11 protein-coding genes are annotated in these 15,048 nt (G+C 65.1%); 4 read left to right on the forward strand and 7 right to left on the reverse strand.

From position 1 onward, the window contains the following. Together ACO1XS_RS11195 and ACO1XS_RS11200 are read left to right on the forward strand one after the other, a co-directional pair. Positions 1-471, forward strand: a 471-nt coding sequence (locus ACO1XS_RS11195) for an electron transfer flavoprotein subunit alpha/FixB family protein (RefSeq protein ID WP_486390706.1), incomplete at its 5' end; no start/stop codon positions are given. Positions 472-761: 290 nt separating this feature from the next. Beyond that, positions 762-2,552 carry an acyl-CoA dehydrogenase gene (locus tag ACO1XS_RS11200; protein WP_331574490.1) on the forward strand — a complete coding sequence of 597 codons (1,791 nt, stop codon included), beginning with the start codon at positions 762-764 and terminating at the stop codon, positions 2,550-2,552. A 66-nt stretch (positions 2,553-2,618) separates the two neighbouring features. Here the strand turns inward: ACO1XS_RS11200 and ACO1XS_RS11205 are convergent, their stop codons facing one another. Continuing rightward, the gene (locus tag ACO1XS_RS11205) at positions 2,619-3,905 is read right to left on the reverse strand and encodes a D-amino acid dehydrogenase (protein WP_331574488.1); all 1,287 of its coding nucleotides are present in this window, start codon (positions 3,903-3,905) and stop codon (positions 2,619-2,621) included. Between the two features lie 97 nt (positions 3,906-4,002). Here ACO1XS_RS11205 and ACO1XS_RS11210 point away from each other — a divergent pair, with 97 nt between their 5' ends. Beyond that, entirely contained in the window at positions 4,003-4,491 is a 489-nt protein-coding gene (locus ACO1XS_RS11210; RefSeq protein ID WP_173258793.1) for an Lrp/AsnC ligand binding domain-containing protein, read from the forward strand. Positions 4,492-4,565: 74 nt separating this feature from the next. Here the strand turns inward: ACO1XS_RS11210 and ACO1XS_RS11215 are convergent, their stop codons facing one another. Then, the gene (locus tag ACO1XS_RS11215) at positions 4,566-4,934 is read right to left on the reverse strand and encodes a nuclear transport factor 2 family protein (RefSeq protein ID WP_331574486.1); all 369 of its coding nucleotides are present in this window, start codon (positions 4,932-4,934) and stop codon (positions 4,566-4,568) included. 164 nt (positions 4,935-5,098) lie between these two features. Between ACO1XS_RS11215 and ACO1XS_RS11220 the strand changes: the two genes are divergently transcribed. After that, positions 5,099-5,947, forward strand: coding sequence for a helix-turn-helix domain-containing protein (locus ACO1XS_RS11220; protein ID WP_331574484.1), 849 nt, complete (start codon positions 5,099-5,101; stop codon positions 5,945-5,947). Positions 5,948-5,970: 23 nt separating this feature from the next. On the opposite strand, the gene ACO1XS_RS11225 is transcribed toward ACO1XS_RS11220, so the two are convergent. The 5 genes from ACO1XS_RS11225 to ACO1XS_RS11245 form a co-directional block, all read right to left on the reverse strand. Then, positions 5,971-7,383 carry a DHA2 family efflux MFS transporter permease subunit gene (locus tag ACO1XS_RS11225; protein WP_331574482.1) on the reverse strand — a complete coding sequence of 471 codons (1,413 nt, stop codon included), beginning with the start codon at positions 7,381-7,383 and terminating at the stop codon, positions 5,971-5,973. A 100-nt stretch (positions 7,384-7,483) separates the two neighbouring features. Beyond that, a complete protein-coding gene (locus ACO1XS_RS11230; RefSeq protein WP_486390707.1) occupies positions 7,484-8,350 on the reverse strand; it encodes an alpha/beta fold hydrolase in 867 nt (288 codons plus the stop codon). Positions 8,351-8,361: 11 nt separating this feature from the next. Then, positions 8,362-11,160 carry an AMP-binding protein gene (locus ACO1XS_RS11235; protein WP_486390708.1) on the reverse strand — a complete coding sequence of 933 codons (2,799 nt, stop codon included), beginning with the start codon at positions 11,158-11,160 and terminating at the stop codon, positions 8,362-8,364. 153 nt (positions 11,161-11,313) lie between these two features. After that, positions 11,314-12,402, reverse strand: a complete 1,089-nt coding sequence (locus ACO1XS_RS11240; protein WP_440562340.1) for a 3-deoxy-7-phosphoheptulonate synthase — start codon at positions 12,400-12,402, stop codon at positions 11,314-11,316. A 429-nt stretch (positions 12,403-12,831) separates the two neighbouring features. Next, complete coding sequence (locus ACO1XS_RS11245) at positions 12,832-14,958, reverse strand: 3-hydroxyacyl-CoA dehydrogenase NAD-binding domain-containing protein (protein WP_486390709.1); 2,127 nt, start codon at positions 14,956-14,958, stop codon at positions 12,832-12,834. Positions 14,959-15,048 lie beyond the last annotated feature (90 nt).

The following is a 15,048-nucleotide window of genomic DNA, read 5'->3' on the forward strand; positions in this document are numbered from 1 at the left end:
GCGGTCGTAGTCGGGAGGGCCGCAATCGAGAAGATCGAGGCGGGGGCGGAGCGCGGGATCTCGCAGTTCGTGAACCGCGAGGTGACCAAGCTGGGCCGTCCCGAGCTGACGAGCGCGCAGATCGTGGTGTCGGGTGGCCGGGGTCTGGGCAGCGGCGAGAACTATCAGAGCGTGCTCGTGCCGCTGGCCGACAAGCTCGGCGCGGCGTTGGGCGCCTCGCGCGCCGCGGTGGATGCGGGCTATGTACCCAACGATTACCAGGTGGGCCAGACGGGCAAGATCGTCGCACCGCAACTGTACGTTGCGGTCGGTATCTCGGGTGCGATTCAGCATCTGGCCGGCATGAAGGATTCGAAGGTGATCGTCGCGATCAACAAGGATCCCGAGGCGCCGATCTTCAGCGTGGCCGATTACGGACTCGTCGGCGATCTGTTCGCGCTCGTGCCGGAGCTGGTCGCGGAGCTCGGCTGAACGAACGACGACGCGCCGTTCGACTAGGCGCCTGACGGCAACAGGGGAAGGGGCGCGGCGCGCCCCTTTTTTTTTTACGGCCCCAGTTAGCGCTTTAGCGCTTACTGGGGCCCAATGCAGAGCAAGGCCCCCAGTTAGCGCTTTAGCGGTTACTGGGGCCCAATGCAGAGCTGTCGACCGCAGTTGGCGCTTTAGCGCCTTACTGCGGTCCCATGCAGAGCAAGGCCCTCAGTTAGCGCTTTAGCGGTTACTGGGGCCCCAATGCAGAGCAACGACTCAGGAGGAGCACGATGAGCTATACCGCGCCCATCAGGGACATGCTATTCGCGATGAAGGAACTGGCCGGTCTCGAGACGGTTGCCGCGTTGCCGGGCAGCGATGACGCGACCCTCGAAACGGCGCAAGCCGTGCTCGGCGAGTCGGCGAAACTGTGCGAGCAAGTGCTTGCTCCGCTGAATGTCGAGGGCGACCGCCATCCGAGCGTCTGGAAGGACGGTGCCGTCACCGCGACGCCCGGTTTCAAGGAAGCGTTCCGCCAGTTCGTCGAGGGTGGTTGGCAAGGTGTGCAGCATCCCGTCGACTACGACGGGCAAGGTTTGCCCAAGCTCATCGCGACGCCCTGCGTCGAGATGCTCAATGCCGCGAATCTTTCGTTCGCGCTCTGTCCGCTGCTGACCGACGGCGCGATCGAAGCGCTGCTCACGGCCGGTAGCGCCGAGCAGAAGCAGCGCTATGTGCCCAAGCTGCTTTCAGGCGAGTGGACAGGGACGATGAACCTCACGGAGCCGCAGGCCGGCTCCGATCTCGCACTGGTACGCACACGCGCCGAGCCCCAAGGCGACGGTACCTATCGAATCTTCGGCACGAAGATTTTCATCACCTGGGGCGAGCACGACATGGCCGAGAACATCGTCCACCTCGTGCTCGCGCGCACGCCCGATGCGCCGGAGGGCGTAAAAGGCATCTCGCTTTTCATCGTGCCCAAGTTCCAGATAGACGACGATGGCAAGCTCGGCGCGCGCAACGACGTGCACTGCGTATCGATCGAGCACAAGCTCGGCATCAAGGCGAGCCCGACCACCGTGCTCCAGTTCGGCGACCATGGCGGCGCGACCGGCTACCTCGTCGGCGAAGAGAACCGCGGTCTCGAATACATGTTCATCATGATGAATGCGGCGCGTTTCGCCGTCGGCATACAAGGCGTGGCCATCGCGGACCGTGCGTACCAAAAGGCGGTGGCTTACGCAAAGGAGCGCGTGCAGAGCCGCCCGGTCGACGGTAGCGCGAAAGACCCCGTCACGATCATTCATCATCCCGACGTGCGCAGAATGCTCGCCACCATGCGCGCGTTGACGGAAGGTGCGCGCGCCCTCGCGTATGTTGCGGCGGCGCACTGCGACGTTGCACATCGTCATGCCGATGCCGCCGTGCGCGCCGAACATCAGGCGCTCTACGAGTATCTCGTGCCCATTGTGAAGGGGTGGAGTACCGAGCTTTCGATCGAGGTCGCGAGTCTCGGCGTGCAAGTGCATGGCGGCATGGGTTTCATCGAGGAAACGGGGGCAGCTCAGTACTATCGCGACGCGCGCATTCTGACCATCTACGAAGGCACCACGGCGATCCAGGCGAACGACCTCGTCGGTCGCAAGACGTTGCGCGATGGCGGCGCCGTCGCAAAGAAGTTCGCCGCGCAGATTCGCGCGACACTCGATGCGCTTTCGGCGCACGAGGGGCCCGCTTTCGCGGCCATGCGTTTGCAGTTGTCGCTGGCGGTGCGCTCGTTCGACACGGTCGTCGATTTCGTGCTCGCCAATGCGAAGTCCGATCCAAAAGCCGTGTTCGCGGGCAGTGTGCTGTACCTGGAGCTCGCGGGCATCGTGCTCGCAGGCTGGCATATGGCGCGTGCCATGCTCGTCGCGGCGCGCGACGAGGTCGGCGACGCGCCGTTTTATGGCGCAAAGATCGCAACCGCGCGCTTTTTCGCCGAGCAAATCCTGCCTCGGGCCGCCGCGCTCGAAACGGCCATCGTCACCGGCAAGGGCGGCGAGGGCATCTATGCACTGTCCGAAGACCAGTTCTGAAAATGCAAACGGCGCCCGTGTGGGGCGCCGCTTGTGCTGCCTGGGCTCTTCGGGTGGCGTGAGCCGTTACGCGTAAGCGGGTCGGGGCGACGTGCCGATGTCGCCCAGATAGCGATGCACCGATAGGTCGTCCGCCTGGATGGCGGGGCGCCGGCCGGAGATGAGGTCGGCAAGCAGTTGGCCCGAGCCGCACGACATCGTCCAGCCCAGCGTGCCGTGGCCGGTATTGAGGAACAGATTCGCGACAGGCGTGCGGCCGACGATCGGCGTGCCGTCCGGGGTCATCGGGCGCAAGCCCGTCCAGAACGTCGCATGCGCCGTATCACCGCCGCCGGGGAAAAGGTCGTTGACGCACATCTCGAGCGTCTCGCGGCGTGCGTTGCGCAGTTTCTGATCGAAGCCGACGATTTCCGCCATGCCGCCCACTCGAATCCGATCGTCGAAGCGCGTGATCGCGATCTTGTACGTTTCGTCGAGCACCGTCGATACAGGCGCCGCGGCGGGGTTGACGATGGGTGCCGTGATCGAATAGCCCTTGAGCGGATAAACCGGAATCTTCACGATGTCGGCCACGAACTGCGTCGAATACGCACCGAATGCGACGACGTAGGTGTCGGCGCGCAGTGTTTCGTTGCCGCAGCGGACACCGGCGATCCTGCCACCCGCCATCTCGAGTGCATCGACGGGCGTGTTGTAGCGGAACTTCACGCCGAGCTGTTCGGCGAGCGCGGCCAGCCGTGTCGTGAACAGCTGGCAGTCGCCCGTTTCGTCGCCCGGAAGACGCAACCCGCCCGTCAACTTGTGCGAGACGGCGGCGAGTGCGGGTTCCGCGCGCGAGAGTTCGTCCGGCGCGAGCAGTTCGTAAGGCACCTGCGCCTCGCGCAGCACCGCAATGTCTTTCTGCGCACCGTCGAGTTGCTGCTGCGTGCGAAAGAGTTGCAGCGTGCCGCCCGTGCGGCCTTCGTACTGGATACCGGTATCGGCGCGCAATGCTTGCAGGCAATCGCGGCTGTACTCCGCCAGGCGCACCATGCGGCCCTTGTTGACCGCGTAGCGCTCGGCCGTGCAATTGCGCAGCATTTGCCACATCCAGCTCAATTGGAACTGCGTGCCGTCCAGGCGGATGGCGAGCGGGGCATGCTTTTGGAACATCCACTTGACGGCTTTCAGCGGAACGCCGGGCGCGGCCCACGGTGCCGCGTAACCGGGGGAAATCTGGCCCGCGTTCGCAAAGCTCGTTTCGAGCGCGGGACCCGCGGCGCGGTCGACCACGGTGACTTCATGGCCCGCGCGCGCCAGGTAATAGGCGCTCGTTACGCCCACCACGCCGCTGCCCAAGACGATGACTCGCATAGCTACTCCAAAAGACGCTTGGTCCAGTTATTGGAGCTATACTATTGCGACGAAAGCAGTTTTTGTTTTTGTAGTTTTCATATTTTTGGTGAAAGCAATGAGAACGCAGCGCCAGCCGATCCGCAAGCTCGACAAGCTCGACCACCATATCCTGCGCATCCTTCAGGAAGACGGCCGTATCGCGATGAAGGACCTGGCCGAGCGCGTGGGGCTGACGGTCACGCCGTGCATCGAGCGCGTCAAGCGCATGGAGCGCGACGGGGTCATCACGGGCTACTACGCGCGTATCGATCCGGCTCAGCTCGGCGCGGCGCTGCTCGTGTTCGTCGAAATCACACTGGGCCACAAGAGCGGCAACATGTTCGAGCAGTTTCGGCGCGAGGTGCACAAGATTCCCGAGGTGCTCGAGTGCCATCTGGTGTCGGGCGAGTTCGACTATCTCATCAAGGCGCGCATCGGCGAGATGGCCGATTACCGCAAGTTGCTCGGCGACATCCTCTTGCAGTTGCCGGGCGCGGTGCAGTCGAAGAGCTATGTCGTCATGGAGGAAATCAAGGAGACGCTCGCGATCCCGGTCCCGGGTTGAGGCTCAGGCGAGCCGCCCGGTGTGTCTCGGCGCCGCGGCAGAGGGGTTCGCCGCGGCGCTCGCCTGCACGTCGCTCAGGCCGGTTGCGCTGCCGCGTCGAGAAAGCCCGTGACGCTCGAGAAGCGTCCCGTTGCGTCGACGACGGCAAAGTCCGATCCCCTTGCCGCTACCGTGCCGTCCGGGCCGACCAGCTCCCAGGAGAAGCGCACGTACGGGCCGAATCCGTCGATGTCGGTGCTGAGGCGGAAGACGAAGGCCGGGAATCGCTCATGCACGGCCGCAATCATGGTGTCGATGCCTTCATGGCCCTTGCCTTCGAGCATGGGATCGACATAGACGGCTCCGTCGGCATAGGTTTCGGCGATGAGCGCGCGGCGGCGCACGGCGTCGGTCTCGTTCCAGGCGGCGAAGTAGCGGGCGACGAGCGGGGTATGTACGTTCATGTCAGGCTCCTTGGACGTTCAATGGCGGCGCGAGGCCGCGGGTGGTGCGGTCGCCGCTTCGGGAATGGCGACTCGCTCGAGAACGAAGGATCGTCGAAACCGCGAGGCCGGTCGATTACGTCGCAGGTAATGGAAATGCCGCGCCGATTCGTTATGATCGACGCATGAATACGCTTGCCACTTCGTTTCGAAGCCCTCCCGCGCCGCGCGGCACGAGCCGCGGCGTCGGCGATCTACTGCGCGAATGGCGCCAGCGGCGCCGCATGAGCCAACTCGTGCTCGCTACGGAAGCGCAGATTTCGTCGCGGCACTTGAGCTTCGTGGAATCGGGCCGCGCCGTGCCGAGCCGGGAGATGATCCTGCGTCTGGCCGAGCGCCTCGAGGTGCCGCTGAGGGCGCGCAATGCGCTCTTCGTGGCGGCCGGCTACGCTCCGCTTTTTCGCGAGCGTCCGCTCGACGATCCTCAACTCAGTGCTGCGCGCCAGGCGGTGGAACTCGTGCTGCGCGCGCACGAGCCGTTTCCCGCACTGGCCGTCGACCGGCATTGGACGATGATCGCTGCAAACGGCGCGCTCGCGCCGCTCGTGGCGGGCGCCGCGCCGAGACTCCTCGAGCCGCCCGTCAATGTGTTGCGTCTGTCGCTGCATCCCGAAGGGCTCGCGAGCAGTATCGTCAACTGGTTTGCCTGGCGCGCGCATGTGCTCCAGCGCGTCGAGCGCCAGGCCCAGACGAGCGGGGATGCGGTGCTCGAAGCGCTCGTCGAGGAACTGGCGGCCTATCCCGCGCCGCCTGGCGCCGAGGACGTGCCAGGGGACACGGAGATGCCCTCGGATATCGTCGTGCCGTTGCTCCTGCGTACGGCGCTCGGAACGTTGTCGTTCTTCAGCACGACGACGGTGTTCGGTACGCCCGTCGACATTACGCTCGCGGAACTCGCCATCGAGGCGTTTTTTCCGAGCGACGAGCAAACGGGCGAGGCGCTGCGCGCGTACGCGAGGGAACGAACGGCGTAGCGTGCTCGCCCGGCACGGGCTTTCTATACTTTGGCTTTGGCCGACGCGGCGGACAGCGCGCGGCGCGCCGGCTGGCCGAGCGCCGCGAGCACGCCGGCGGCCGAGAGGATGGCCGACACCTTCATCGCGGCACCGAAACCGGAGGCGAACGCCTGAGGTGACGCGTAACGCCCGCCCACCGAGAACGCGACAACGGCCAGCGCGATGCCGGCTGCGCCTCCCAGAATCCGGAACATATTGAAGATGCCCGAGGCCTTGCCGATCTCCTTGAGGCTCACCGCGCCCACCGCGGCCTTTTGCGCCGCGGGACCGGCCATGGACACGCCGGCGCCGGCGAGCGTCAGCGCGACGGCAAGGTGGAGGTACGACACATCGGGCGTTGCGTTGTACGCGACCCAGGCGAATCCCAGCGTTTGCAACGCAAGTCCCACGATCATGAGCGCGCGTTCGCCGATCTTGTCGACGAGCCCGCCCGCGACCGGTGCGACGACGAACAGCGTGGCCGTCCATGGCAAAAGGCGCAGACCCGCGCCTAGCGGATCGCACCCTTGGGCGACCTGGAAGAACTGCGGCAGGAAGAACACTACGCCGTACATGGCGGCGTAGAAGAGAAAGCTGGCGGCGATGCTCGCGGAGAATGCGCGCGAGCCGAACATACGCATCGGCATCATCGGCTGCGCGGCGGCATGCTCGCGCGCGACGAATGCTACCGCGAGCGCCGCGCCGCCCCCGAGTGCGGCGACGACTTCGGCGCTGCTCCAGCCTGCAACACTGCCGCGAATGAGGCCCCAGACGATGCCGAGCGCGGCGAGCGCGGCCAGCACCATGCCCGGCACATCGACGGCGACAGCCGGGCCGAAGCTCTCGGGGATACGACGCCACGCAAGCGGCACGATGACGAGGGCGATCGGGACGTTGATCCAGAAGATCCATTGCCACGACAGCTTGCCCGCGATGGCTCCGCCGAGCACGGGCCCCACGATGAGCGCGAGCCCGGTGATGCCGCTGAAGAGCCCGAGCGCTTTGCCGCGCCGCTCGGGCGGATAGGCGGCGGTGAGGATGGCCATCGCCAGCGGCATGATGAACGCTGCACCGGCGCCCTGTGCAATACGGGCGGCGATGAGCCAGGCGACGCTTTTTGCGAGTGCGCAAGCCGCCGACGATACGGCGAACAGCGCTACACCGAACACGAACATGCGTCGGCGTCCGAAGCGGTCGCCCAGTGCCGCGCCGGTGAGCAGTACCGTGGCGATGCTGAGGTTGTAGGCGTTGACGGTCCATTGCAACGCATCGAGCGAGGCGCCGAGATCGGCTCGGATCGCGTTGATCGCCGTGGCGACGACCATCGCGTCGAGCATCGCCATCAACGCGGCGACGGACGTCAGGGCGAGTACCCACTTTTGCATCGATTGCTGATCGGTCGGAGGGTTCATCATGCAGTCCTGGTCATTAAGGGGGTGGCTGTATATCGATCGATGAGGACGTCGGGGCTCGGCGCACGTCGTGCGACGATGAAGCGAGCGTCGAAGGCGGTGTCTAAGCGCTCGCCGGCATGCGTGCGGCGCCATCGGCTTGCGCCGTGTGCAGGAACTCCGCGACCGTGGCGTTGAACTGCGCCGCGTCAAGCACGGGCGCGGCGTGCATGCCGTTCGGCAGCACGACGAGCCGGGCGCTTGCGATGCGTGCCGCGATACCTTCGGCCACGATCCGGTAGAACGGTCTCGTCAGCGCGCCGTGGGCAATCGCGATCGGCATCGTCAGCGAGCCCAACGCGGACGCATCGATGCCCGGCAACGGTTTCGTGCCGAACAGCAGTGCAACCGTGCGCGCGTTGTCGAGAAAACAGCGGCGCATGTCGGAGGGCAAGGTGTCGAAGAGCCCGGGCCGGCCGTGGGCATGATCGAATATTTGTCGAACCGCATCGGCCGTGTCGCCTCGCGCGAGCGCGGCGAGCGCCGGTCCGACCATCTCGCCCCTGTCTTTGGCGGCGGCCTCCTGCGCGACGCGATCGCCTAGCCATGCCAGATTGGCCGGCTCGTACGCGAACAACGAGCGGACGCACTCGGGATGACGCGCGGCGAGCTCGAGCGAGAGCGAGGCGCCGTACGACCAGCCGACGACGTCGACGGGACCCGCCCCGAGCGCTCGAATGAGCGCGGCGAGATCCTCGACGTGCGTATCGAGCGAAAACCGCTCGCCGGAGTCGGGCCACGGCGCGAGACCGAAGTAGCGCTGTGTCGCTCCGATGTAGCGGTGCGATCGCGCAAAGGCGGCGCGCTGGTTGCGCCAGACGCGCTCGTCCGAGATGTAGCCATGAACGAAGACGATGGGCGAGCCGTGCCCTTCGTCGACATAGTGCAACGGTGTGCCGTCCAAATCGATTTGCCGGACCTTCGTGCTCATCCCCATCCTCCTCAACGGCCTTGCATGGCGCGATCGATCTCGGCGCGCAGGGTGGCCTGGAAGGCGGCGACGTGCCGGACATCGAGCATCGTGTGATGCTCGCCGCCAACCTCGATATAGCGGTTCGTCCCGCGCGTGAACGCGTCCCAGCGCTTGAGCTCCTGCTCGAGATAGTCGGCTTTCGTGCCCCAGAGCGGGTCGGCGTAAAAGATGCTGACCGCTTCGACGGTGCCGGACGGCCGGTGCGCATGACCGATGTCGGACAGCCCCAGCGCGAGTGCCGACCAAGCCTTGAAGTGCGGCAGATCGAGCCCGAGTTCCATGAGCCGCGACTTCGGTGCCAGTGCATAGATGGACTCGCAGGGGTCTTCGTTCGGGCCGAGCGTCGCGCGCAGCGAATCGGGTAGCCGCTCCATCTGCTCGCGATCGATGAGCGAGAGGAAGAATGCGAGCATGACCGCGCTCTCCACCGCATCGACCTTGCCGCGAGGATGTTTGATGAGCGGCGGTGCATCGATGCTGCCGATGAACGCAACGCGCTCGCCGAGCGCTTCCAGCCGCTGGGCGACGGGCAGTACGACGGCGCCGCCGTATGAGTAGCCGGCGATCGCATAGGGGCCGTGCGGCTGGCGCCGGCGGATCGCGGCAACGTAGGTCTCGACGAGTTCGTCGAGCGAGCGAAACGGCGTCTCTCCCTCGTTGAAGCCGCGCGCGCGAAGCGCATAGAACGGGCGGTCGTTGACGAAGTAGTTCGCGAGGTTCACGAAAACGAGCACTTCGCCGACACCGGGGTGAATGCAAAAGAGCGGCGTTTTGCTACCCGTTGTCTGCAGCGGCACGATCGGATCGTATTCGTGGGTTCGGCGACGGGTCGGCTCGAGGTGCGAGGCCAGCGCGCGCACGCTCGGATTCTGCAAGATCGTCACGAGCGAGACCGGTTCGGTGCGCTCGAGCATGACATGAAGCCGTTGCTGCAGCGTGAGAATGTCGAGCGAGGTTCCGCCGAGGTCGAAGAAGCTCGCGGTGGCGCTGATGGTATCCGGGGGCAGGCCGAACATATCCGCGAAAACGCCGGCGATGGCGGTTTCGATCGGGCCGTCGGGCGGTACGTGCTCGCCCGTCTGGCGCCGCGAGATCTCACCCGCGGCGGCGAGCTCGGCAGCATATTCGCCGGCTTCGAGACGCTTTCTCATCGTCGCGCGCTGGATTTTTCCGAGGCTCGTCTTCGGAAAGGCTGTCTTCGGCAGCGGCAGGATCAACGATGGCCGAAAGCCCCACAGCAGGATCGTCGTATTGCGCACGGCGACACTGAGCTGATGGCGGCGCGCTTCGTCGGCTGGATCGATCGTCGTGGCGTAGGCGATGACGAGCGATTCGGTGTCGGCTCCCTTCGGGCGCGTCGGAAACGCGGCGACGAACGAACGTTCGATGCCGTCGAGCTGATCGATCGCCGTCTCCAGTTCGTGACTGAAGTAGTTCGCGCCGCTCACGATGATGCTGTCCTTGCTGCGTCCCACGAGGCTCAGCTTGCCGTCCTCGATTCTTCCGAGATCGCCCGTGCGAAACCATCCGTCATCGGTGAATGCCGCACGCGTCGCTTCCTCGTTGCGGTAGTAGCGCTGGAATACCATGGGGCCGCGCAGTTGCAGCTCGCCGAGCTCACCGTTGGGCAGCACGTTGGCCTCGTCGTCGGCGATGCGCATTTCGAGTCCGATCACGGGCGTGCCGAGCGCGGCGAACTCGCGTGCGACATCGTCCTCGGGAAAGACGCGCGAGTAGATCGATCCCGCGCAGGTCTCGCTCATACCGAACGCCGGCCAAAGCGCACGCTGAGTGAGGCCGTAGGGCGCGAGCAGTTCGAGAAACCGCCGGCCGGTTTCGACGACGACCGCTTCGCCCCCCGAAACGATGTGCCGGAGGCACGACAGATCGAACGCGCGATCGGGCACGCGTTGCCTGATTGCCGCGTTGATCTGGCCGAACAGGAAGTTGGGCGCGAACGTCATCGACACCCGGTGCCGATCGATGAGGCGCAAAAACGAGAGGGGATCGGCGAGAATCGCGGCCGAATCGACGTGGACTTGCCGGGCGCCCGCGTAAAGCGGCAGCAGGTGCGCCTCCAGCAATGCGGCCACATGATCGAAAGAAATCCAGTTGAGCGCGACGTCCGACGCGTCCAGGCGCTGCCGTTCGTTCTTGCCGGCCATCGAGGCAAGCAGATTCGCGTGCGTGAGGACGACAGCCTTCGAGTTGCCCGTGGAACCCGAGGTCAGCACGAAGACGGCGGGATCTTCGGGCGACGCCTCATAGACCGGCGCCGCGTGGGTCCCCTGCGGTGCATCGCGTAGCGAGCGCAGCGAGGCGGTCGGTGTGCCGCGGGCAAGCGTGGACTCGAGCGCCTGTGTCGTCACGACGAGCGGATCGTCGAGCAGCGCGCGCAAGTGCGCGATCGTTTTGTCCCAGCGAGGCGGGTCGTTGCGGATCGGCGCGACGGGACAAGGCACGCAGCCCGCCAGCACACAACCCCAGAATGCCGGGATGAAATCGCGCGCGAGTTCCAGCAGCAACACCACCTTGTCGCCGGGCCGCCGTCCGAGAAGCCGCAGTGCCGACGCGATCCGGCGCGCTTCGTCGAGCAGCGCCGGGTAGGTCATGAACGCGCCTTCGTCGTCGGCGCCGGACAGAAACGAAAGACCCGAATCGGGATGCAGGTAGGCAGCGCGCCAAAGCAGATCGGCAGCGCTCATCGATTGCATGCGGTGTGGGCGAGACGGTGGCGCGACCGGTTGCTCGACGACGGTGGTCAGCATGATAGTTCCTCGGGATGGCTTGAGTGGGTGTGCTGGGACGACGCAAAAATCGCTATGTAAAAACTCGCGTGTAAAATTAAGGACTACTAATTAAATAGATGCTACGTAGAAGGACGAAACAACGGGCGGCGCGCGGGCGCCGCGCCGCGGTGCTCAGCCCGCGAGCGCAGCCGGCGGTTCGACGGGTGTATAGAGCCTGCGGCGTGCTCGGACGTCGTTTGCGAGACGGCCGAGTAGCGATGCCGTGTCGTCCCAGCCGATGCATGCGTCGGTAATGCTTTGTCCGTACATCAACTGCGCGAGCGGGCCGATCGGTTGGTTACCGGCTACGAGGTTCGATTCGATCATGATGCCGGCCACGTGCGTATCGCCGAGCGAGATTCGCGAGCCGAGCGAGTCGCAGACTGCGAGCTGGTTTCGATGCTGCTTGCCGCTGTTGCCGTGGCTCGCATCTACGACGACACGAGCGGGCAACCCATGCGCTGCGAGCTGTTCGCACGCTGAGGCTACGCCATGCGCGTCATAATTCGGCACACGGCCGCCGCGCAGGACGAGGTGCCCATGGACGTTGCCCTGCGTCGCGCGTCTGACATAAGCGCCCTCGGCCGTTACCGCCACGAAGCGATGCGGTTGCCGGGAGGCCCGGATGGCGTCGATGGCCGGCTTGACGTCGCCGTTCGTGGCGTTCTTGAAGCCGATGGGGCAGGGCAGCCCCGAGGCCATCTCGCGATGCACCTGGGATTCAGTCGTGCGTGCGCCGACGGCCCCCCAACTGACGAGATCGCTGATGTACTGGTAACCGACCGTATCGAGGAACTCCGTGGCCACGGAAACATGTAGCGAGCAAATCTCGAGCAAAAGCTGCCGGGCGCGTTTCAAGCCTCCGTCGACGTCGTATGTCTCGTCAAGGTCCGGATCGTTGATGAAGCCTTTCCAGCCAAGGCAGGTTCTTGGTTTTTCGAAGTACACGCGCATTGCGATATGAAGGTCGTCGCTCAGTTCCGCTCGAATGCGTGCGAGTCGATTGGCGTACTGAATCGCGGCATCCGTGTCGTGAATCGAGCAAGGTCCGACGATAATCAGTAGTTTGTCAGATGCGCCGCTCAATATCTCCGAGATTTCCGTGCGCGATCGTTCGATAAAGCGCTGCGTTTCGCTCGGTGGTGGAAAGTGGTGAATCAAATATGCGGGACTAAATAGATTGGTATCGCAAACGTGCGAAGTCTGTTGTCGCGTCAGCATGCTTGTGCTCCGATGAAACTGCGGATACGAGCTCGTGTGGCGGCGAGCTCGGTGAGGTATCCGTCGTCATACCGCTGCAGAACCGGGGAAAACGTCACCACGGTGGATTGATTGTGCGGCTGAAAATGCGTGACGCGCAGTATATGCGGATTAAGATCTGGGCGACAAGTATTTTTAAATCGATGAGATGGTAAAGCAAATAGCGAAAATGCTGTAGTTACATAAAAGTGAGGAAATTTGGGATTTGATTTGAGGTGGATTATGGGTGAGTTTCAGATATTCATATTGAAAGGAGTAGGTCGTGGGTCGATTGGATTTTCGGATTTACGAATGTTCGCGGCATGACCCGTCAAATGCATGAGCGACGTCACGGCGTCGCTACCGCGATCGCTTGCGTGCCTCGGAGCACGCAAGCGGGCCGCCGGGGCGCTATCGTGCCGCGCCGTTCAAGCTCGAAAATGAAGCGCCGCGCTCGACCAGTTCGACGATGAGCGGCGAGGGCTGCCAAAAGAACGCATCCTCCTCCTCGTAACGGCGCAGATCCGCCAGCACGTGCGCAAGACCGATCGTGTCCGCATACATCATCGGTCCACCGCGGTGGCGCGGAAAACCATAGCCGTGCACGAGCGCGACATCGACGTCGAGCGGCCGCAACGCGATGCCTTCGCGCACGATATTCGCCGCTTCGTTGATGACCGCGGTCATGAGGCGCCGCACGATTTCCTCGTCGTCGAAATGGCGTGGGACGATCCCATGGCGCTGCCGCTCGGCGTCGATGATCGCTTCGACTTCCGGATCGGGGCTGCCCGTGCGCGCGCCCGGTTCGTAGCGATAAAAACCGCGGCCCGTCTTCTGTCCGAACCATCCGCGCTCGCAGAGCCGGTCGGCGATCTCGACATAGCGCATGCGCGCGTCGCGCGTCGGGGCGCGGCGTTTGCGCGCGGCCCAGCCGATGTCGCCGCCTGCCAGATCGACGACCTGGTACGGCCCCATCGGATAGCCGAACTCGCGCATCGCGCGATCGATCTGGTAGGGGGACGCGCCATCTTCCATCAGGTAATCGGCCGCCGTCCGGTAGACCGCGAGCAGGCGGTTGCCGATGAAGCCGTCGCACACACCGGCGCGCACCGGTGTTTTGCCGAGCCGCCGGGCGAACTCGAAGGCGGTCGAAACGACATCGGTCGCCACGCGCGCCGGCACGACGATCTCGAGCAACTTCATCACATGGGCGGGCGAAAAGAAATGCAGGCCGATGACGTCCGCGGGCCGCGAGGTGACGGCCGCGATTTCGTCGATATCCAGATACGAGGTGTTGGTGGCAAGTACTGCCTGCGGCCGGGCAACGCGGTCCAGTTCGGCGAAGACGGTCTTCTTCACGGCCATGTCTTCGAACACGGCTTCGACGATCAGATCCACGGTGGAAAGCGCCGCGTAGTCCGTGCTGCCGGTAAAGCGGGCGAGTGCCGCCTCTTTGCCGGCGCGCGAGAGCCTGCCCTTCGCGACGAGGCCGTCGTAGACGCGCTCGACATAAGTGCGCCCGCGAGCGAGTGCCTCGTCGTCACGCTCGATCATGACGACAGGGAGCCCGGCTTCGAGGATCGCAACGGCGATGCCGGCACCCATCGTGCCGCCGCCCACGACACCGGTCGAGGCGATCGGGCGTGGCGGGGCCGCCTTCGTCTCCGGGGCTTTCGCGGCTTCGCGCTCGGCGAAGAATGCATGGACGAGCCCTGCGCGCTGCGGGCTGTCGAGACACTCGAGAAACGCGCGGCGTTCGTATGCGAGGCCTTCGTCGAAAGGCAGTTCGAGCGCGGCTTGCACGGCGTCGACGATCTTGCCGGGCGAAAAAAGGCCGCGCGAGCGCGTCGCGGTATGCCGACGCGCCTCGTCGATCGCCGTGCGCGCCGCAGTCGGATCGGCTTCGAACGCGCGAGCGTCGCGGGTTCGAAGCGGCGGTGCGTGGCGCGCGACGAGCTCGCGCGCGTAGGCGAGCCCCGCCTCGAGCACGTCCTCACCCTTGCCGAGTTGGTCGACGAGCCCCAGTGCAAGCGCCTCCTCGGCATTCGCATGGCGGCCCGAGAGCATCAGATCGAGCGCGGCGGCTACCCCGATCAGGCGCGGCGTGCGTTGCGTGCCGCCTGCGCCGGGCATGAGTCCGAGCTTCACCTCGGGCAGGCCGAGCTTGGCTGAGGCGAGGGCGATCCGATAATGTGCCGCCAGCGCGATTTCGAGCCCACCGCCGAGCGTCGCGCCGTGAAGCGCGGCGACGACCGGTTTCGACGCGGCTTCGATGCGCTCGCATACATCGGGCAGCGCCGGTGGCTGCGGTGGCTTGCCGAACTCGCGGATGTCGGCCCCCGCGATGAAATTCCTGCCTGCACCGACGATCAGCACGGCCGCGACGGCGGGATCGCGCTCGGCGGCATCGAGCGAATCGACGAGCCCGCGCCGAACGTCGGCGCTGAGTGCATTGACCGGGGGGTGATCGATGGTGACGACGAGGATGTTGCCGGACAGCGACCAGGTGACGGCGCGGAGGGTGTTCGATGGGCTCATGGATGCGTGAGGTGGATGGTCAGATGGCGATTGTATGCCCATCTTTTACCCCGATCTCACGCTCGATCGGCGCTGCCCCATGCTCGCGCC

This window comes from Trinickia sp. (assembly GCF_057351765.1).

Coding starts and splice junctions, on each gene's coding strand:
- ACO1XS_RS11235 (WP_486390708.1), bottom strand. CDS start 11,160: ATGCTGACCACCGTCGTCGAGCAACCGGTCGCGCCACCGTCTCGCCCA.
- ACO1XS_RS11215 (WP_331574486.1), bottom strand. CDS start 4,934: ATGAACGTACATACCCCGCTCGTCGCCCGCTACTTCGCCGCCTGGAAC.
- ACO1XS_RS11230 (WP_486390707.1), bottom strand. CDS start 8,350: ATGAGCACGAAGGTCCGGCAAATCGATTTGGACGGCACACCGTTGCAC.
- ACO1XS_RS11205 (WP_331574488.1), bottom strand. CDS start 3,905: ATGCGAGTCATCGTCTTGGGCAGCGGCGTGGTGGGCGTAACGAGCGCC.
- ACO1XS_RS11240 (WP_440562340.1), bottom strand. CDS start 12,402: ATGCTGACGCGACAACAGACTTCGCACGTTTGCGATACCAATCTATTT.
- ACO1XS_RS11245 (WP_486390709.1), bottom strand. CDS start 14,958: ATGAGCCCATCGAACACCCTCCGCGCCGTCACCTGGTCGCTGTCCGGC.
- ACO1XS_RS11200 (WP_331574490.1), top strand. CDS start 762: ATGAGCTATACCGCGCCCATCAGGGACATGCTATTCGCGATGAAGGAA.
- ACO1XS_RS11225 (WP_331574482.1), bottom strand. CDS start 7,383: ATGATGAACCCTCCGACCGATCAGCAATCGATGCAAAAGTGGGTACTC.
- ACO1XS_RS11220 (WP_331574484.1), top strand. CDS start 5,099: ATGAATACGCTTGCCACTTCGTTTCGAAGCCCTCCCGCGCCGCGCGGC.
- ACO1XS_RS11210 (WP_173258793.1), top strand. CDS start 4,003: ATGAGAACGCAGCGCCAGCCGATCCGCAAGCTCGACAAGCTCGACCAC.